General features: G+C 41.6%; 19 protein-coding genes. 13 read left to right on the forward strand and 6 right to left on the reverse strand.

The window, feature by feature from the left end; all coding sequences use genetic code 11:
* Nucleotide 1: 1 nt before the first annotated feature.
* The 7 genes from fbaA (at nucleotide 2) to LKO28_RS00615 (ending at nucleotide 7,480) form a co-directional block, all read left to right on the forward strand.
* The gene (gene fbaA / locus LKO28_RS00585) at nucleotides 2-1,081 is read left to right on the forward strand and encodes a class II fructose-bisphosphate aldolase (protein WP_227692571.1); all 1,080 of its coding nucleotides are present in this window, start codon (nucleotides 2-4) and stop codon (nucleotides 1,079-1,081) included.
* A 138-nt stretch (nucleotides 1,082-1,219) separates the two neighbouring features.
* On the forward strand, nucleotides 1,220-2,101 hold the full coding sequence (locus tag LKO28_RS00590; RefSeq protein ID WP_227692572.1) for a tyrosine-type recombinase/integrase: 882 nt from the start codon (nucleotides 1,220-1,222) through the stop codon (nucleotides 2,099-2,101).
* A 14-nt stretch (nucleotides 2,102-2,115) separates the two neighbouring features.
* A complete protein-coding gene (gene hpf, locus LKO28_RS00595; protein WP_227692573.1) occupies nucleotides 2,116-2,460 on the forward strand; it encodes a ribosome hibernation-promoting factor, HPF/YfiA family in 345 nt (114 codons plus the stop codon).
* Between the two features lie 117 nt (nucleotides 2,461-2,577).
* Complete coding sequence (locus LKO28_RS00600) at nucleotides 2,578-2,940, forward strand: DUF6686 family protein (protein WP_227692574.1); 363 nt, start codon at nucleotides 2,578-2,580, stop codon at nucleotides 2,938-2,940.
* A gap of 173 nt (nucleotides 2,941-3,113) precedes the next feature.
* Nucleotides 3,114-3,641 carry a ferritin gene (locus tag LKO28_RS00605; protein WP_227692575.1) on the forward strand — a complete coding sequence of 176 codons (528 nt, stop codon included), beginning with the start codon at nucleotides 3,114-3,116 and terminating at the stop codon, nucleotides 3,639-3,641.
* Nucleotides 3,642-3,750: 109 nt separating this feature from the next.
* Nucleotides 3,751-6,504: an outer membrane beta-barrel protein gene (locus LKO28_RS00610; RefSeq protein ID WP_227692576.1), complete on the forward strand. Its 2,754-nt coding sequence runs from the start codon at nucleotides 3,751-3,753 to the stop codon at nucleotides 6,502-6,504.
* 1 nt (nucleotide 6,505) lies between these two features.
* Entirely contained in the window at nucleotides 6,506-7,480 is a 975-nt protein-coding gene (locus LKO28_RS00615) for an NAD(P)H-quinone oxidoreductase (protein WP_227692577.1), read from the forward strand.
* A 3-nt stretch (nucleotides 7,481-7,483) separates the two neighbouring features.
* On the opposite strand, the gene LKO28_RS00620 is transcribed toward LKO28_RS00615, so the two are convergent.
* Nucleotides 7,484-7,933, reverse strand: a complete 450-nt coding sequence (locus tag LKO28_RS00620; RefSeq protein WP_227692578.1) for a nuclear transport factor 2 family protein — start codon at nucleotides 7,931-7,933, stop codon at nucleotides 7,484-7,486.
* Between the two features lie 154 nt (nucleotides 7,934-8,087).
* Here LKO28_RS00620 and LKO28_RS00625 point away from each other — a divergent pair, with 154 nt between their 5' ends.
* Nucleotides 8,088-8,762 carry a YceI family protein gene (locus LKO28_RS00625; RefSeq protein WP_227692579.1) on the forward strand — a complete coding sequence of 225 codons (675 nt, stop codon included), beginning with the start codon at nucleotides 8,088-8,090 and terminating at the stop codon, nucleotides 8,760-8,762.
* A gap of 209 nt (nucleotides 8,763-8,971) precedes the next feature.
* Here the strand turns inward: LKO28_RS00625 and LKO28_RS00630 are convergent, their stop codons facing one another.
* Genes LKO28_RS00630 through ubiE form a run of 4 tightly spaced genes read right to left on the reverse strand, consistent with a single transcriptional unit; the run spans nucleotide 8,972 to nucleotide 12,808 of the window.
* Nucleotides 8,972-10,879, reverse strand: coding sequence for a DUF294 nucleotidyltransferase-like domain-containing protein (locus LKO28_RS00630; protein WP_227692580.1), 1,908 nt, complete (start codon nucleotides 10,877-10,879; stop codon nucleotides 8,972-8,974).
* A 29-nt stretch (nucleotides 10,880-10,908) separates the two neighbouring features.
* Entirely contained in the window at nucleotides 10,909-11,544 is a 636-nt protein-coding gene (locus LKO28_RS00635) for a 3'-5' exonuclease (protein WP_227692581.1), read from the reverse strand.
* Between the two features lie 24 nt (nucleotides 11,545-11,568).
* Nucleotides 11,569-12,018: a GatB/YqeY domain-containing protein gene (locus tag LKO28_RS00640; protein WP_227692582.1), complete on the reverse strand. Its 450-nt coding sequence runs from the start codon at nucleotides 12,016-12,018 to the stop codon at nucleotides 11,569-11,571.
* A 49-nt stretch (nucleotides 12,019-12,067) separates the two neighbouring features.
* Complete coding sequence (gene ubiE, locus LKO28_RS00645) at nucleotides 12,068-12,808, reverse strand: bifunctional demethylmenaquinone methyltransferase/2-methoxy-6-polyprenyl-1,4-benzoquinol methylase UbiE (protein ID WP_227692583.1); 741 nt, start codon at nucleotides 12,806-12,808, stop codon at nucleotides 12,068-12,070.
* A gap of 391 nt (nucleotides 12,809-13,199) precedes the next feature.
* Between ubiE and dnaB the strand changes: the two genes are divergently transcribed.
* Entirely contained in the window at nucleotides 13,200-14,783 is a 1,584-nt protein-coding gene (gene dnaB / locus LKO28_RS00650) for a replicative DNA helicase (RefSeq protein ID WP_227692584.1), read from the forward strand.
* A 93-nt stretch (nucleotides 14,784-14,876) separates the two neighbouring features.
* Here the strand turns inward: dnaB and LKO28_RS00655 are convergent, their stop codons facing one another.
* Complete coding sequence (locus LKO28_RS00655; RefSeq protein WP_227692585.1) at nucleotides 14,877-15,302, reverse strand: nuclear transport factor 2 family protein; 426 nt, start codon at nucleotides 15,300-15,302, stop codon at nucleotides 14,877-14,879.
* Nucleotides 15,303-15,567: 265 nt separating this feature from the next.
* On the opposite strand from LKO28_RS00655, the gene metA reads away from it, so the two are divergent.
* From metA to LKO28_RS00675, 4 genes are all read left to right on the forward strand, one after another.
* Complete coding sequence (gene metA / locus LKO28_RS00660) at nucleotides 15,568-16,521, forward strand: homoserine O-succinyltransferase (protein ID WP_227692586.1); 954 nt, start codon at nucleotides 15,568-15,570, stop codon at nucleotides 16,519-16,521.
* A 441-nt stretch (nucleotides 16,522-16,962) separates the two neighbouring features.
* Complete coding sequence (locus LKO28_RS00665; protein ID WP_227692587.1) at nucleotides 16,963-17,106, forward strand: hypothetical protein; 144 nt, start codon at nucleotides 16,963-16,965, stop codon at nucleotides 17,104-17,106.
* Nucleotides 17,107-17,186: 80 nt separating this feature from the next.
* Nucleotides 17,187-18,164 carry a hypothetical protein gene (locus LKO28_RS00670; protein ID WP_227692588.1) on the forward strand — a complete coding sequence of 326 codons (978 nt, stop codon included), beginning with the start codon at nucleotides 17,187-17,189 and terminating at the stop codon, nucleotides 18,162-18,164.
* Nucleotides 18,165-18,212: 48 nt separating this feature from the next.
* On the forward strand, nucleotides 18,213-19,262 hold the full coding sequence (locus LKO28_RS00675) for a histidine kinase (protein WP_227692589.1): 1,050 nt from the start codon (nucleotides 18,213-18,215) through the stop codon (nucleotides 19,260-19,262).
* Nucleotides 19,263-19,287 lie beyond the last annotated feature (25 nt).

Genomic DNA, 19,287 nt, shown 5'->3' on the forward strand with positions numbered 1-19,287 from the left:
TATGAGCCTAAAAGATTTTAAGGGTGTTTTAACGGGCGATCAGGTACAGGAGCTTTTTGAGATTGCGAAGACGCATAAATTTGCTTTACCTGCTGTAAACGTGATCGGAACGAATTCAATTAATGCTGTTATGGAAACAGCGAAAGCGGTAAATTCGCCGGTCATTATTCAGCTATCCAACGGTGGGGCACAGTTTTACGCAGGAAAATCATTGAATAATGACGGATTGCAAGCCTGTATTTTGGGAGCAGTGTCGGCTGCACAACATGTTCATTTGTTAGCAGAACACTATGGTGTAGCGGTTATATTGCATACGGACCATGCCGCTAAAAAATTATTGCCTTGGATTGATGGGCTTTTGGATGCGGGCGAGAAATTCTTTGCGCAACACGGAAAGCCTTTGTTTTCTTCGCATATGCTCGATCTATCGGAAGAGTCGATCGAAGAGAATATCGAAATTTCCAAAAAATATTTAGAACGTATGAAGCCGCTGGGTATGACGGTCGAAATTGAATTGGGTGTGACCGGTGGAGAGGAAGACGGTGTAGATAATACGGATGTAGACAGCTCGAAGTTGTATACACAACCCGAAGAAGTGGCTTATGCTTATGAAGAATTGTCGAAGGTTTCGGATAAATTCACGGTGGCTGCGGCTTTTGGTAATGTGCATGGTGTGTACAAACCAGGTAACGTAAAGTTGCAGCCCGTTATTTTACATAACTCGCAGGAATATATCCGTGAGAAATATGGTCTGTCTGCAGAGAAGCCGGTAAATTTTGTTTTTCATGGTGGTTCGGGCTCTTCACCAGAAGAAATTGCAGAAGCTATTTCCTACGGTGCTATTAAAATGAATATCGATACCGATATGCAATGGGCATTCTGGGACGGTATTCGGGCTTATGAGGCTAAAAATCGGGGTTATTTGCAGGCGCAAATCGGTAATCCGGATGGGGCAGATTCACCGAATAAAAAATATTATGATCCACGGGTATGGTTGCGTAAAGGAGAGGATGCGTTTGTAGAACGTTTAAAACAAGCCTTTAGTGAGTTGAATGCCATTGATGTGAATGCAAAATTATAAGAAAGGATATACGTTTTTTCGCAAACAGCCTAGGGGTTTACCTAGGCTGTTTTTTTATGCCATTTAATCTTCAAAAATATTTTTATTATTTTTTTATCGTTGTCTTTTTTATATATTTATAGAAGAACGATGTAGATCATGAATAAGCAGCGATTTTTACGGTTTTTGGAGTTTGAGAAACGCTATTCGGCGCATACCATTTCGGCCTATGAGTTGGAGATAGAGCGCTTTCTCCAGTTCTTATCTGCCGAAGATATTGCTTTTGAAAGCGTGGATTATCGAGTTGTCCGACATTTTTTAGCATCGATGAAAGAAAATGGAAGACAGGCCTCGAGTATTAACCGCTCTATATCGTCCTTACGTTCTTTTTATAAATTTCTAGTCAGAGAAGGCTATATAGTTTCCAGCCCTATGCAGCTTGTGCAGGCGCTCAAAACTCCGAAGAGATTACCCGTAGTAGTCGAATCGGAAAAGATGGTGGATTTGTTGGAGAAGAGGCGTATAGATCAGGATAGTTTTGAGGAAGCACGCGATTTCTTGATTTTGGAAATGTTATTTGGCACGGGGATTCGTGTATCCGAACTACTGGCTATTCAAGAAGGTGATATTGATACCTATAATAGTCGGATACGTATATTCGGAAAAAGGAACAAAGAGCGACTGGTGCCTATACACCGGACGCTATTGGAAGAAATCAAGCAGTATTTAGCGTTGAAAAACGCGCAAGATTTTAAAAACAAATCCTCCTATCTAATCGTTACCAAAGAAGGAAAGCAGGCTTATCGTGGTTTGGTCTATAATAGGGTCCGGCAAAACCTAGGACATATTACATCCCAGCAGAAAAAAAGTCCGCACGTGTTGCGCCACACCTTCGCAACGGCGCTTTTGAATAATGGAGCGGATTTAAATGCCATTAAAGAGTTACTGGGACATGCTGGTTTAGCGGCTACACAAATTTATACGCACAACTCTGTAGAAAGATTAAAGTCTATTTATAAACAAGCCCATCCAAAGGCTTAAAAAAAGGAGGAAAAATGAACATTACTGTGCAATCAATCAAGTTTGATGCTGATCAAAAGTTAGTGGATTTTATCAAAAAGAAAACAGCGAAACTAGAACAGTTTTTGGACAACATCATCGAAAGTGTATGTTATCTTCGGTTGGAAAATGTAGACGACGAGGCGAACAAAGTAGTAGAATTGAAGATGAACATACCGGGTAATCAATTATTTGCCAAAGCACAGGCGAAAAGTTTCGAAGAAGCGACTGATATTGCGGTGGAATCGCTACGGCGACAGATCAATAAACATAAGACGAAAACTAGGACAGCAGTAAGTAATCACAAAGAGTTATTAGGTAATCCCGAAGAGGATTTTTAACTAATAAGTGAAAATAGAAAAGCCGATCGTATGATCGGCTTTTTTTATAATCTTTCGGTAATTAATTTGGATTGAATCTGAATAAGACATATATTTGCTCAGCGAATTTCAATAACGATGATTTGTCCATTAGCACACGTAGAAGAAGTATTTAGAACATCAAACGGCGCTGTTTATCAGTGCAGCCGCAAAAACTGTTATTGGTTAGAATATCAAGACACGACTACGGCATTTAAGATTTCGGACTTTTTTCTGTTTAAGAAGCGTATAGATGCTATGGATATCGCCCGCATGCTAGCCGATACAGCACGCTCTGCTGATTTTGAAATCATCATGCCTCACCGTACCGAAAGATGTTTCATTCTTTCTGTTCAGGATATCCTTAATTTAAAGGAAATCCTAGCTGGTGCAAAATTTATGATCGAACTAAATAGTGAAATCAAACGAGCACTTCGAAAGGATACGTTATTTGTAGTTTAGTTTTTTAATTGTACTGATTCCAAACAAGTTACAGTTGATTCGCAGTAATTTAGACTTAATTTGTATTGTATTTTCTTGGCACCTTTTGGGCATTATTGAACTATCTTTGTATAAACAATGTGAGGAATACATTGTTTACCTATTACAACGTATATATTTAAAATTCAATAAATATGAAAGATCTATTAAAATTAAAGTCTTCACTATCGGAAGAAATAGAAAATATATTAAATGCACAGGTGAAAGTAGAAGCACATGCTTCTGCACTTTATTTAGCCATGTCTTCGTGGTGTGATGATCAGGGTTTAGATAATGCCGCAACTTTTTTTGCTAAGCAAGCGGATGAGGAGCGCGAGCATATGCTAAAACTGTTTAACTATATCAGTAACCGCGGTGGTCGTGCGATTTCTCCTGAGATTACGAATATACCTGTTGATTTCGAATCATTCCGTGGTGTATTTGAGCAGACCTTAGAGCAGGAAATGCACGTTACCGAACAGTTTAACAATATCGCGGACAGATGTATGAAGGTGAAAGACTATGTAACATTCAATTTTGTACAGTGGTTCTTAGAGGAGCAAGTAGAAGAGGAGTATGTAGCACGTCGCATTTTAGAATTGTTCGATGTAATCGGTGAGGAAGGTACTGGACGTTGGGAGATTGACAAACATTTGGTTAAAGTAACGTTTGACGGAGAATAATTTCAATAAAATCAGGTAGGCGGGTCATTTCGAGAGGGAGATGACCCGCTTTTCTTTTGTCAGATTTCATTTTTTTGTATATTGACACAAATGTGTAAACGATAATTTTGTGAGACAATATCGGTATCTTATATTCCTGATTGGAGCGCTCTTCTTTGTTGGGCTGGAAGCTAATGTAGTCCAAGCTCAAACGGAGAAACGCCAGATCCAGGGTTTTGTAGTGGATACCGTTGGGACGAGGTTAAAAGGTGTCACGGTGCGGTTAACCAGTACGGAAGACACGATTATGGCAATCAGTTCCAATGCCGGATATTACCGGTTTAAAGATATAAGGGGATCGGATATACGGATCTCGTATAGTATGATCGGTTATCAAATTGTAAGCCGCGTACTTTCTCCTCAAGACCTATCCAGTTTTATTGTTATGCCCAATGTGATCCTTCGGCCGCAGAATTCATTAATTGAAGGGGTATATGTTGTCAAGACAATTCCGATGGTTTACATGGGGGACACCATTCAGTATAATATGGATGCATTTACTTTCCGATCAAATTCCCTTTTAGAGGAAGCGTTGAAACAATTACCGGGCATTCAGGTATCTCGAGATGGTACGGTGTATGCTCAAGGTAAGCCTATTTCTTCTGTACAGGTAGATGGAAAGCGTTTCTTTGGTGGAGATGTGCTGACAGCGACGCGTAACCTCCCTGCGGATTTTATTAAAAGTATTCAGGTACTAAATTACCGCAATGAACATTCGACGGATAAAAGCTTTACACCGGAGGAGCCGCAAAAAGTTCTCAATATTGTGCTCAAAGAGGATCGTAAACGTATTTCATTTGGACAACTTACAGCTGGTGTCGGTACGCGTGAGCGTTATATTGGTAGTGCGGGACTCAATCGTTTTGATGATGGACAGGAGTTCTCTGTAGTGGGGTCTATAAATAATACCAATACCAGTCTTTTTTCTTTTGGTTCGCCGACGGGAATGGGGGAACGGGAAACCTCTCTTTTTGATGCTACCGATTTTGTCGATCCGACTGATGGGCTTAATAATATCAAGTCGCTAGGGGTTAGTTTTTCAGATAATTTAGCGGAAAATACGCAGTTTAATGCCAGCTACACTTTTAGTCGGAAGAAAAATTTTACGGAAGGGAATTCTATACTTCGCTCAGATTATCTGTTGAACCGAATTTCTAATGAGGAAAACTATGATATCACGAACGATAATAATTTCCATCGACTTGCAGCAGAATTTAAACATTTATTTAAAAATCAGGATGTACTAGAAATAAAACCGATTTTTTCGTACAGTAGCGTGCACCTTTGGAATAACCGAAGGAGACAAGTTAATAATAACCGCATAACGAATAGGGGAACGTATCAAGATTCGTCTTATCAAAAAAATCCGAATCTTGACTTAGATTTGCTCTATGTGAAAGCATTCAAAAAACCGGGTAGAAAACTGTTGGGGAACGTTTCCTTCAATTTTAATAGTCAGCGTAAACTGGAGGACGTACTGGATCGTTATGTGTCGCTGGATTCCACACCCTTAGAGCCTTTGCGCAGTTTATTTGAACAACGCTATTTTATTCAACTGCGAAATGGAACGGATGCGGTTCGAGCATCAATGTCTTTTGTAGAGCCTTTTTCCGATTATAGCACGCTAGAGCTTCTATATCATTATGAGCTTACCGATATGACTACGCAAAGGTTAGTGGAGGATAAATTAAAGTCAGAGGAGTTAGGAGATTTCGTGTATGTGGATTCCTTAGGGGTAAATTATAATTACCGGTTTCGGAATAGCCGGATGGGATTGAATTATCAGTATACGCCCAACAAATCGTTTAAAACCAATATTGGCTTCGCGGTACAGCCAGTAAGATTAAGCAGTTTTCTACCGAAGGAAGATATGGAGTACACCTACGAAAATGTAAATCTGGTACCCACAGCAGGTTTTAAGTGGCGGTTGAACGAGGAGACGGACTGGAGTGTAGATTATATCGGTAAAAACAACCAACCGAATCTTTTACATATTATTCCCATTCGCGATAATAGCAACTCTCAAAATATTATCGTAGGAAACCCTGAGCTAAAAGCCGAATTTTCCAACCGAATTAGTACGACGCTGCGAAAGTTTGTAACCTCGAGAGGGCAATATTTGGAGACGAATTTTGCGTACAATTACGTGAGTAATAAGATCGTATCGGATAAAACCGCCTTTTCCGGTTCTACCATTCAGGAAACGACTTTCAAAAATACGGACGGTTATTACGATATCAGGTGGTATTATCTTTTCAATACTCCTTTGTTTAGCGAAAATGTCCAATTGGATATTAGTGGAAACACGGATTATTACCATAATTTGTCGTACGTAAATGATCAACGGAATACTACTCAGCAATTCCTCTATTCGCAATCGGCCCAGCTCCGCTATAGTTGGGGGGAATACGTAGAGTCTGTATTTAAAGCGAATTATCTGCTTAATCAAGCTAGTTATACATGGCCTTATCCGACGAAGATCACGGGACATAGCTTACTGGCCAGTGCGGCTGCCAAAAGTTATTTGGGTGAATATGTGACGGTGGGTGCAGAGATGTCTCAACGTTTTAATTCGGGATATGCCAGTAGTTTTATGAATATTAACCCGACGATCATAAACGCGTATCTAGAGTTTTCTTTTTTGCATAATAAACGAGCATTACTGCGTTTACAAGGATTTGATTTATTGGATCAGAATAAAAACATGGGTACTTATAGCGAGTATGTAGGGAATGATCTATATGAAGCACGAAATAACCGACTTGGACGTTACTTTATGATCACCTTAAACCTGCGGTTACAGAAATTCCCAAAAGATAGATAACATGACACAGATGAAAGCCATAGTGATTACAAAAGCAGGCGGTCCAGATGTTTTACAGTTGCAAAACCGAGCTGTTCCTGTTATCGGGGATGATGAGGTGTTGATACAGGTGAAAGCCGCCGGAATTAACCGACCGGATCTGTTCCAGCGTAAGGGAAATTATGCAGCACCATTGGGAGTAGTAGCAGATATTCCGGGGCTGGAGGTTTCGGGTCTCGTTACGCAGATCGGTTCGGCCGTGACATCCTGGAAGGTGGGGGATAAGGTATGTTGTTTAGTCGCAGGTGGTGGATATGCCGAGTTTGTGACTACCCATACAGCTATGTGTCTTCCGATGCCTGCCGGATTCAGTTTTGAAGAAGCAGCAATTTTACCCGAAACTATTTATACAGTATGGGACAACGTGTTTCGGCGGGGGGCTCTACAGAAAGGAGAGACGGTTTTGATACACGGTGGATCCGGTGGAATTGGGAGTACGGCTATACAGCTAGCTAAAGCCTTCGGCGCGCGTGTACTGACTACCGTTAGTTCAGAAGAGAAAGAAAAATATTGTCGGAACTTGGGCGCAGATGAAGTTGTGCGTTATACGGCACGTGATTTTAGGGAAGGCTTCGCTGCTGAACATGTACATCTTGTGGTAGATAGTATCGGTGGGGATTATTTTCAGAAGAATATCGATTTATTGCAGGCCGACGGACGCTTAATCTACATCAATGCGATGAGAGGGCAAAAAGTTGAGCTTCCTATTTTAACCTTGATGCAAAAACGTATTTTGATAACGGGTAGTACATTACGCGCTAGGGATCTTTCTTTCAAAATATCCCTTACGCGTGATGTATTGCAGTATGTATGGCCGCTTATGGGGAAATCTTTCCAACCGCAGTTGTTTAGGGTATTTCCACTGGAAGCAGCAGCCGAAGCACATGCGCTTATGGAGAATGGCGCTTTTTTAGGTAAACTTGTGCTCCGCGTCTAGGTTTTAGAGTTTGAACGCCTGTCTTGCTAATAGCTGCCAGCCATCCGTCGCTTTTACCCAGGTTAATAGGATACCTAAGCGGATATTAGCGACTCCTTTCCCAGGGTCGTTTGTTCGGGCGCTTAGTGTGTGACGGACGATAGCCGTACGATCTTGTACATCGACCGTCTGATCGGTGATTTCAATCTCTTCAAACACCGACGCTCCCGAAACAAGTGTATGGACAAAATCTTCTTTCGTTTCTATTCTACCACTGGAATGCCCGTAACTGAGTTTATCGGATGCCAGTTGATTTAATTGCTGACTATTTGGCTTTAACATAGCGTTGATGAGTGCTTTTGTCGCGATCTCTACTTCCTGGGTGGCTTTGTTTTCCTGTGCGGATGCCTCGGAAAAAATAGCTGTCATCATAATCGTCAGCATGACGACGGATACTTTATTGTATAACATCATATGGTGATAATTTTATTTAATAACCGAATTTACCGACTCTGGGTCGGTATTCCAAATAAATTATCTACAATAGCCGAGTCATAATTGAGGGTGTTGTGAACTTCAAAAAAGATAGTTATTTTGGTATCAATTTTATTTAGATAAAAACACGTTTATGAAAAAGATTTTTTTATCAGCGATGGTAGGTACTGCCATCCTATTTGCATCTTGCGGGGGGAACTCCACAAATACACAAACTTCCGAAAAACAGGAGGTTGCTGAAAAACAGGGTGAAATATTTATAACGGATACGACGACATCCAATGTGAGCTGGAGGGCTACACATAAAGGCGGACTTGCTCCTCGCTGGGGAAATATTGCCATCACTTCTGGAGAGTTATCGGTGACCGATGGCAATTTGACAGCAGGTGATTTCGTAGTTGATATGGAATCTATCGTTGTTGACAATGCTTCAGTAACAGAAGCTGACAAGAAAGCGATCGACCTACAAAACCATTTGAAAGGTGCTGACTTTTTTGAGGTTGAAAAATATCCGACAGCAACCTTCCATATTACGCAAGTGAGCGATTTGGATCCCGCCGCAGAAAGTTTACTAGAAGGCGCCAATAAGCTGGTTAGTGGAAACCTAACTTTGCAGGACAGTACTTTGAATGTGACATTCCCGGCTAAAATAGATGTCCAAGGCGATCAGGTTGCTGTGGAAGCTAAATTCACGGTGAACCGTATTGATTGGGGAATTAAATTCGGCGCGTCAGAGTTAGATCCAGCAGAATGGGGTATCAGCAAAGACATAGAAGTTGGTGTGAATTTACAAGCGACAAAGCAGTAAGCTCTAATAGTTCCTTAACAGAATAATCGCCTCCTCAGGACTTGAGGGGGCTTTTTTGTAGGTTATTTAAATAAAAAAGGACTTTCAAACGGAGAGAATGAAAGCCCTTAACTAACCAATTATAAACCTAAATTATGAAAGTACAAATATAGTGTGTTTTCAACACTAAGTCAAGTCTTTCTAGTTGTTGGATTGTAACAATATTATGCTTATCCCAATATGTTATTCGTGAACCGCATTTTTATCCCCATTTGAAAGTTACTGATGGTCTTGAATATCTCTTTCAACGTGGCTTTTTCTATTTTAGTTAAGGTATCTATGCGGATGTAGTTGTTAGGATCCAGCTTCTCTACTAGGATTTGATTGGCTTGATTTTCCAGGCGCATAGCCATCAGATAATAGTAAGACTGGTACAATTCATGGTACTGCTGAGGAGTAAATACTCCTCGCTCCAGCAGTTTTTTTAGCCGTTCACCTGTATTCTCTTGATAGATTCTTTTTTGAAGCGCGTATACTCGAACTAGATCCACGATTGGTGTCATGGCGTTCTTGATATTGAAAACCTCTGCTTTGCCAATAGTTTCTGTTTTAATATTCCGGAAGAACGTAAGAGGTGGTTCATATTGAAGCGCATTTTTAGCAGTAAAGGCAAAAAAGCGGTCGTTGGGCTTTTGTAGTTCCTCATCTAAAAACAGCTTAAGCTCCTCGATAATATTGCGGTCTCCATACAAAAAGCGGCAATCAAAAAAGGTGGAGAATTTGATGGCGTTTTCGGGAACGCTGTCCTCAATCCATTTTTTGTAGTTACGTTTCCAATGTGAGAGTGAGTGTGTCCACTCAGGATTGCTCGCCATATATCCACCTTCGCAGTAACTGAAGCCAATCTCATTTAAATAATCAGACACCTTAGTAGCAAAAGTCAAGAAATATTCGCGGACCATTTCGCGTTGTTCGTTAGCCTTATCCTCATAGATAATCGCGTTATCCTGATCAGTCTTTAGGGACTGCTCTTTCCGGCCTTCACTTCCTGTAACCATAAACACGAATTTGGCGGGTGGTTCACCCATCTCGCGCACAACCCGTTCAATCACCTTAATGGCAATTGTATCGGCGATCGTCGTGATTACTTGATTGGTGATTTCTGCATTGATACCTCTTCCCAAAAGCTGTTTGATGATTTGGGGTACATAGTTCCATTTTTGTCGTAATTCCTCGATCGTTTCTGCCAGTTTCACAGATTGAATAAATACCAGGGGGGACTGTCCCTGTTCACTTAATATTCGGTTTCTGCTCAAAAACCCTACATATCGCCCTTCTTTCTCGACAAGGAGGTAACGTGTTTTGGTACTAAACATCATGAGCACTGCTTCGTAGAGATATGCCTGATGCGATATCGATACAATCGGGTTATCCATGACATCCGCGATAGGTGTATTCACATTTATACGTTTTGCAATGACATTATCCCGAAGTGTTATATCTGTGGCGTAACCAAGTATTTTTTGGTCTTTGTCCTCGATGAAAAGACAGCTCACTCGATTTTCGGCCATGTATTTTGCCGCTTGATAGATGGGTGTCTCGGGCGGACAGGCAACAATGTCCTTATAGGTGATTCCGTCGATCTTTCGGGAATAAAGCTGCTCTGCAGCGATGTAACTTTCTTCAAAAGAAGCCGGCGTTTTGACAAAATGTGAAAATTCTTCGTCCAACATGCGCCGGCCGTAGTCGGTCGTGTAATATTGGAAGAATTCATCGTAGGCTTGGCAAAGTTTGAGAAATTCCTTACGAGGCAAACTATATACCACGGTACCTCGCTTCGCCATTACCGACTTTAACGCTTTCTTTCGGTTGAGTAGGATAGAAATGCCACCGAAGCAATAAACCGGATGGTGAATCTCAATAGACCGCCTGTTTTGTGAAGCGTCATAAAAAAAAGTTTCATATTCTCCTTTAACGATGATATCCACACCGGTTAACTCAGTAATCCCCTGTCGATAAGCCAAGGTATCCCGGGAATAGGAGGTTTGGATCAGCGATTCGGAAATGTCGCCCAGGATACTCTCCGGGAGGATATTAAAGGGCGTTGTCTTTTTTAATACTTCAATCAAATTCGGCATAATCTGCTTTTAAGGCAATATTAACTATTCTATTTATCTAAAAAGTTAAGTTTCTGTGAAAATAGCTTCTCTTGTCGTTCAATATCCGATAAGGTTATTTCCTTACGGCCCCGTAATTCGAAAAAGCACTTTGCCGTGGCACTGGCGTCCTGTTCGGCTTCGTGGATTTCTGTTAGGGGGGTATCAAACACGTATTCGTGAAGCTGTGGAAGCCGGAAATAGTTGACCGACGGATTCGTAGCATATTTCTCACTATCCAGCATCGTACAAAAAAACGATTGGGTGGAAAAAGGGTTGGGAAGATTTGCCCGGTAATAATCTGCACTTAGTACTTGTACATCCAGCTCGACGAAATGTCCGATTATAAGCGGTTTATACTTTTGTATATCATGTGCTAACTTACGTAATACAATTTTCCTTTTATCCCCATGTTCCTTTAGGAAATCGCGTGTAATGCCATGTACATCATAGGAACGAGCGGTAATATCGATATCATTTTCATAGATGTATTTACTGGTACGTTTGATTTCGGTTCCGTCAAGTGCATAGACGATCCAGGCCACTTGGATGACGTTTGGCCAGTTCTTTCCGTCGGAATAGGGACGGTTCCAGCGCTGTGGAATACCCGATGTTTCGGTATCGATAAATAAAAGATGATTCTTCAACAACGCAATGAAATAAAAAGCTAACTAATTTAACATAGACTTTACGACTTCCGATATCGTTTTACCATCCGCTTTACCAGCAAGTTTCTGATTCGCTGCACCCATAACCTTGCCCATTTCTTTGATAGATGATGCGCCGGTCTCCGCGATAATGTTTTTTACGATTTCTTCGATGGCCGCACGATCAAGTTGTTGGGGCAGATAGGCTTCGATAACTTGTAGCTCTTCTATCTCGATCTGGTACAAGTCATCCCGGTTTTGATTTTTATAAATATCAGCTGATTCTTTACGTTGTTTGGCAAGCTTTTGTAAAACTTTGATTTCTGTTTCTTCGTTAAGTTCTTCTACTTGTGTTTTTTCCGTCTTAGCGAGTAATATAGCTGCTTTTATCGCACGCAGACCACGTAGTTTAACATTGTCCTTGGCAATCATGGCGGCTTTGATATCCTGATTAATGTTTTGTTCTAATGCCATAGTGTTTTATGATTATAAGTGATAGATCCGTTATATAAGCTGGGAGATGTTATTTGGTACATTCGTAAATCGTACAGAACCCTAACGTTTGCGGACGGACTTTAGTCTCGCCGAAACCTACCTTTCTGGTAATAGCGGCAAATCGCTCACCGTCCGGAAAATTGGCTACAGATTCTGGAAGATACGAATAAGCACTAGCATCCTTAGAAATGAGTTTGCCTAAAGCCGGTGTCAGTTTATGAAAATGAAAGTGATACAGCTGTTTAATAGGAAAGGTGGTCGGGTTCGACAATTCCAAGATAATGGCTTTTCCGCCTGGCTTTAATACGCGAAGGATATCGCTCAGGCCACGTTCAAGATTCTCGAAATTTCGAACCCCGAAAGCGACGGTTATGGCGTCAAATGTGTTATCGTTAAATTGTAGCTTTTCCGAATCGCCAAGCTGTACTTCAAATTGTTCCTGCAGGCCTTTCTTTACAATTTTTTGGCGGGCGACCTCCAACATGCCAGCTGAAATATCCACACCGATGATTTTTTTGGGATTGAGGATCCGTATGGATTCCAATGCAAAATCCCCTGTACCGGTGGCGACATCCAGCATGTGTTGAGGATGGATGCTGCGGAGTGATCGAATTGCCTTTTTACGCCATATCGTGTCGATACCCAGGGTCATCATGCGATTCAACATATCATATGTCTTCGATATGTTGTTAAACATCGTAGCTACTTGTTCTTTCTTTCCACCTTCTTTTGCTTTGTAAGGTTTTATCGTAGGAGTATCCTTTGCCATATGACAAAGATACATTCTATAAATTCTTTTTTAAAAAAGGAAGATAAAAATTGTCACATACGATAACTGTTTGGTACTGAATAAGAATACTATGGGTATGCCTGTTTTTGGTTTAAGAAGCGTTGAGATTGCGGTTATTAACATTCCTCGGAGTTATCCACAAGTCCACAACAGACTGATTGTAAAGAGACTTTTTTAACTTTCCACAGGTTATAAACAAAGGTTGTGGATAAACTACTTTAGAAAGAGCTTCATCTACAAGAAGGTATAAGGCTTGCTTTGTACGGTAGGAAAACGGTGTGTACAAATAGTTGGATTGTTCCTGTTTATTTTTTATAGCTTTGTTAAGCTTTACGATCAAAACGAACAATAAACAGAGAAATTTTTTGGAATGGCGATAGAGAATGAATTTTCGAACACTGCGGGAGGCAGGACTAACTTTGCTAAGAAACGGGCGAGTCTAAGTAATCTGGTAGGTGGATTGGGTAAATTACCACCACAGGCTGTAGATTTAGAAGAGGCGGTTTTAGGTGCGCTTATGTTGGAAAAAAATGCGCTGAGTGAAGTGATAGATATTCTTACGCCTGATTCTTTTTATAAAGAAGCACATCAAAAAATATATCAAGCCATTTATAACCTATTTCAACACACCTCGCCCATCGATCTATTGACCGTAACCGCTGAATTGCGTAAAATGGGTGCTCTGGAGATAGTAGGTGGTGCATATTATATCACGCAGCTGACAGACCGTGTAGTTTCGGCTGCGAATATCGAATACCATGCTCGTATTATTTCTCAAAAATACATTCAGCGGGAGCTGATAAAGGTATCAACGGAGATTATTAATAACTCGTACGACGAGACGACAGATATATTTGATTTGTTGGATCATGCCGAGAAATCCTTGTTCGACATCGCACAAAATAATTTGCGTAGGGATTCGAGAAAGATGGACGATATTATGCGGGAAGCCATTACCAATCTGGAGGCTCTGCGTGATCGTACAGATGGGCTAACAGGGATTCCTTCTGGGTTAACGGCATTGGACCGTATGACTTCGGGCTGGCAACCGTCCGATTTGGTTATTATCGCTGCTCGTCCGGCGATGGGTAAAACCGCTTTTGTCTTGTCGGTGGCGCGGAATGCCGCTGTAGATCACCAGCGACCAGTAGCGGTATTCTCCCTAGAGATGTCGTCGGTGCAGTTGGTTAACCGTCTGATAGCTGGCGAAACCGAAATTGAGCAGGAGAAACTAAAAAAAGGAAACTTAGCCGATCACGAATGGCAACAGTTGCACTCGCGCATCGGCAGATTAACCGAAGCGCCGTTGATCATTGATGACACTCCGGCACTTAACGTGTTTGAATTCCGGGCAAAATGTCGCCGTTTAAAAGCGCAACACGATATACAGATGGTTATCGTGGATTATTTGCAGCTGATGCATGGGAAAAGTGAAGGGAAAGGTGGCGGAAACCGGGAGCAGGAAATTGGTAGTATATCGCGTGCACTGAAATCGGTAGCGAAAGAATTGAATATACCCGTATTGGCCCTTTCTCAGTTAAGCCGTGCGGTAGAATCACGCCCCGGAAATAGTAAAAGGCCCATGTTATCGGATCTCCGGGAGTCGGGATCCATTGAGCAGGATGCCGATATGGTGTTATTCTTGTACCGTCCGGAATATTATGGACTGACGGAGGATGAAGAAGGGCGGCCGACTGCAGGGGTAGGTGAGGTTATTATTGCGAAACACCGAAACGGCGAAACAGGTATCGTACCCCTGCGTTTTATTGGTAAATATGTCAAGTTCGTGGACTTGGAAGAAGACTTTGGCGGCGCAGATTCATTTGGAGGTGGAATGGACAGCTTCTCGGCCATCAACCCGTCAGATGCTTTCGGCGGAGCTGGCGCATTTGGTGGAGGAGGTATCACTATGCCATCCAGAATGAACGATATGCCGGACGACGCACCGTTTTAACCGATAAAAAGATAAAGCCTACAATTCGTAGGCTTTTTGTTATATAGGGCCGCTTGTGTACACGGGGACAACGCTAAAAAGCTGGATGTGTTCTTAAAGATAGGTTGTGACTACCTTACTTACTTTCCACCCGTCCTCACTTTGATTGAGCGTAATATAGTCTATACGCGTAAACTTATCAAATTTCATCATAACTTTTGCCACACAAGCTTTACCGCATTCGTCCAATAGCTGATAGGTCGTTTCACAGTTGAATTTTAAACCCCGGTTTGCTTTCAGAAAGCTTAGGTAACGTCTTTTACTATGCGAAACGTTGTTTGCCGTATTGAAATATTGAAAGTCATCCGAAAATAAAAATTTGTTGTATTCAATACTGCCCGCCGTTGCGGCTTCTAGATAGGTTCGGATGATGTTAGCCGAATTGAGGTCTTTGAGTGGGTTTATTTTTTCTGCTGCAAAGGAACAGAAAGATGCCATGACGATAAAGGCTGTCGCGATGCTGGTAATTTTCGTTTTCATTGTCTTAAGTTTTAAATGTGTTCTATTTTTTTGTGCTGTTTTGTTGCATCAAAAGTAAGTGGACAGGAGAAAACACCGAACACGGTTTAGATCAGTATTCCCTATTTCTCGGTGAAACGGGATTAATTTTCGGTGAATTTTTCGCCGGCCGTTATCAAAATCACATAGACAGCACTGCCTTTTAGTGCAGCATGTTTTTTCTTGCGGTTTATTCTTTATATTTTTGCATGTAATTTTTTAGATTAACTTAAGCGAGGGAAATAGTATGCCAGTCAAGATACCAGATAATCTTCCAGCTATTCAACTTTTGGAGAAAGAGAATATATTTGTGATGAGCGATTTAAGAGCCGATGCGCAGGACATTCGCCCTTTACGTGTTCTTATTCTGAACCTGATGCCACTGAAGATATCCACGGAGACCGATTTCATACGATTATTGTCTAATAACCCGTTGCAAGTTGAAATAGAATTTGTACGATTGGATACCCATATTTCTAAAAATACACCGGAAGAACATCTAGAAATGTTTTACAAAGGCTTTAATGAAGTACGGGATGATTTTTATGACGGTATGATCATCACCGGTGCACCGGTGGAAATGATGGACTTTGAAGAAGTATCTTATTGGGAAGAAATCAAGTCAATATTTGAATGGGCTAGAACCCATGTGACCTCTACGTTATATATCTGCTGGGCTTCGCAAGCCGCGCTATATCATTTTTATGGGGTAGACAAATCGCCTTTGGATGAGAAGTTATTCGGCGTATTTAAACATACTGCTACGGAAAAGCGTCATCCGCTATTCCGCGGCTTTGATGATGAATTCTTTATTCCGCACAGTCGTCATACCACTATTCTAAAATCGTCGATCGCGGAAAAGGCACAGATCTCGGTTTTGTCCGAATCCGAAGATGCCGGTCTTGCAATTCTTTCTTCCCGAGGAGGACGTGAGTTCTATTTCACCGGTCATTCCGAATACGCACCGCTTACGTTGAGTGATGAATATAAAAGGGATTTGGAAAAAGGCGTCAGCATCCGTATGCCTCTAAATTACTATGTCGACAATAATCCGAATAATCCGCCATTGGTGCGTTGGACTAGTCATGCAAATTTATTGTTCAATAACTGGTTAAATTATTTTGTCTATCAAGAAACCCCGTTCGATTTAAAAGATGTCCCCCAGTTAGGAGAGATCAAGCACCCGGAGAGCGGAAATTAATTCTTAACATAATGTAGCTTCAAGATTATCATTGGAAGTAAGTCAGGTGTGCCACACCCGGATGCAACACCATGACTTTTACTACTTCCTGATAAGCTGTTTCTATGGCGTGCCCCTTCTGTTTTCATAACTCAGATTTTCAATCCTAGGGGCAACAGAAACAAGCCGAATGATTTTGTCCCCGCAACGATGCTAAAGTGGATATTTATCAGTTTACGACAAAAAATAACTGTAATAAACCTATTTTTGGGGGTATATAAGGTGTTTTAAGGGGTGAAATAGTACAAAAACCGTCCGAAACGCCTGCTTTTATTTTTTTAATTCCAAATATTATCATTAACTTTTTCCTGTATTTCATAAAACTCCTAACCACAAGGGAGGGGCGGCATGGGAACTGACCGTTGCTGGAATACGTAATAATTAACATTTAACTTGAAAAACATGAGAAACTTAAAAGTATGGTTACGTAAAGTACTGGGGCTTAACCGGCAAAACGCACAAGTGGCGTTGCCGACGATGGTGGCATTCTGGGATCTGGAGTCTTACGGCAGAAAGGAACCAAAGTGTTTTTTCAGAACATTCTAAAGTAAAGATGGGGGTCTGTTTTCCACCGCGGGAGACAGACCCTGTTTTAAGAACGCATTACTTATTTTAACTTCATCATCATGGATGCTTTGGAGAATGGTGCTGTGGATGGGAGTGATGGAGCCACGTCATGGCTGTACGCGCTCTTTGCGGCGAACCTATACCGTTTCCGTCCCGAGATAGATGCTCGCGATTATCCACAGATTTACCAACGCTTGATATCGTCAAAATACCGCGCGGCAGACGATCAGATGGCTACTGTTTTACCCGTTCAAGAAGACGTCCTGGCCGAATTGCAGACTTACGTCCGACAAATAAAAGATGCCCCGGGTATCGTAGCTACTTTTCATACCGGTTCGTATCGGCTGCTCAGCCGGGTGATGTATACGCAAGGTTTAAATGTAGCGGTATTGATGTCTCGAGAGATTTTGGCGGAGCAGGGGGAATATTTATTTGCACAGCATCAGCAAATGAATGATGTTGGTCGACTGCAACTGATCGATGCCGATGCCGGCAATAGCCTGCTGAAAATTCTGGCAGCTATTCGCGATGGCTATCATATTGTTGTATATATGGACGGCAACCACGGAGCTGGAACTGCTAAAGATGGGTCTGATATGGAGGAAGTACCTTTCTTTCAGAGCGATCTCCGGGTACGAAAAGGCTTGGCCGTACTTTCTTATAAACGCCAAATTCCTATTTATCCCATCCTATCGGGGTTGAATGAAGCAGATGAAATATGCTATCAGGGTTATCCTGCTATTCTGCCTACAAGCGGCGAGTTCTTAGAAGATTATAGCGCACGTGTATTTCGGGGGTTATATACTCATTTGCAGGAAGTTATTAGGCATCAGGTGGCGATGTGGGAGGGCTGGCTCTATGTGCATACCATGCCCGTCGACCAAAGTAAAAGAAGGACGCAAACGTACTGGCCGTGTCGCGTTGGAACAAGATATTACGTCATGATTAGTCCCCAATATACTTGTCAGGAGATCGGTAAATGGTCGTTTTGGTGCCTCTATAAATGGAAACGTTTCACTGGACAGCTAAAAAATTAATTTTTTTTAGTAGTTTTAACGGTTGAAGTACTACCTTATTCAACCCTGATGAAAAACATAACGGCCGTTACAGCCCCTATCCGTATCCTTATCCATCTTATAGGTTGGATTGCTTATTATGGGTTAACGGTCTCCCGTAACCAAACAAGTGAATTTGAAGGAAACATTTATCTGGCGGCGGCTAGTTTTTTAGCGCTCTATATTCCTCTTTTTTATACGGTGTGGTACATCGTAAGTTATTGTGCAGCGAAACGCGCCTGGCAATTTTGTTTTCTTCTGTTACTTCTGTTTTATCCTACTTTGGTGAGTTTAACTTACCTAGTGATCTATAAATTGTTCCCCTTGTATGATGTAGTGTTCTATAACAGTGAATATAGATTGACCTGGACAGACCTTTTCGGAACCTTGATCGTCGAATATTGCAAATTACTGATACATGTGTTTCTATTCCGGTTAATACTTTGGGGAATCCGTTCCATCTCGCTCCTGCAGCAGCAAAAAAGCGAGAACAGCGCGCTTAAGGAACAACAATTACGGTTCGTACTGGATGGCCATTTCCAGTATAACGTCCTTTCATCCATTGCCAATCAATTGGCGTTGAGGGGGAATTGGGAGTTTGCCCGGTCCTTGGGGCGATTAGGAAGTGTCCAGCGCTATAGTTATGAGAAAACACAGGCTCGTCAAACGATGATCAATCTGCGGGAGGAACTGAATCAAGTAGAAAGTTTAGTGGACGTACTGCGTCTTCAATACGGGCGTACCAATGTGGTGGAATACGTGAAGAAAGGCTCGGTGGAAGAACATCAGGTTCCTTCCGTTTTGCTCTTGAGTTTTATGGACAATATTTTGAAATACGCCTCCGTAAATCCTAGCGGTCGTGCGATTAAAATAAAAATTGATTGTCAGGAAGAGCAGTTTACTTTTTGCGCGATCAATAAATATGATGATCAGCGAAGAAGCCGTCCGGGAAGCGGCATTGGACTTTCCAACGTTAAAGAACGTCTGGAGCTTTTGGCTCCGCAACGTTATCATTTGCGGTACGGTAAGCGTTTAGGTTATTTCTATGTAGAATTAATTGTGAAACAGGCCCTAAATTAAATTTCAAAAATCTTATACATTTTTC

Origin of the sequence: Sphingobacterium sp. FBM7-1, from assembly GCF_020687765.1 — a bacterium.
GTDB lineage: Bacteria > Bacteroidota > Bacteroidia > Sphingobacteriales > Sphingobacteriaceae > Sphingobacterium.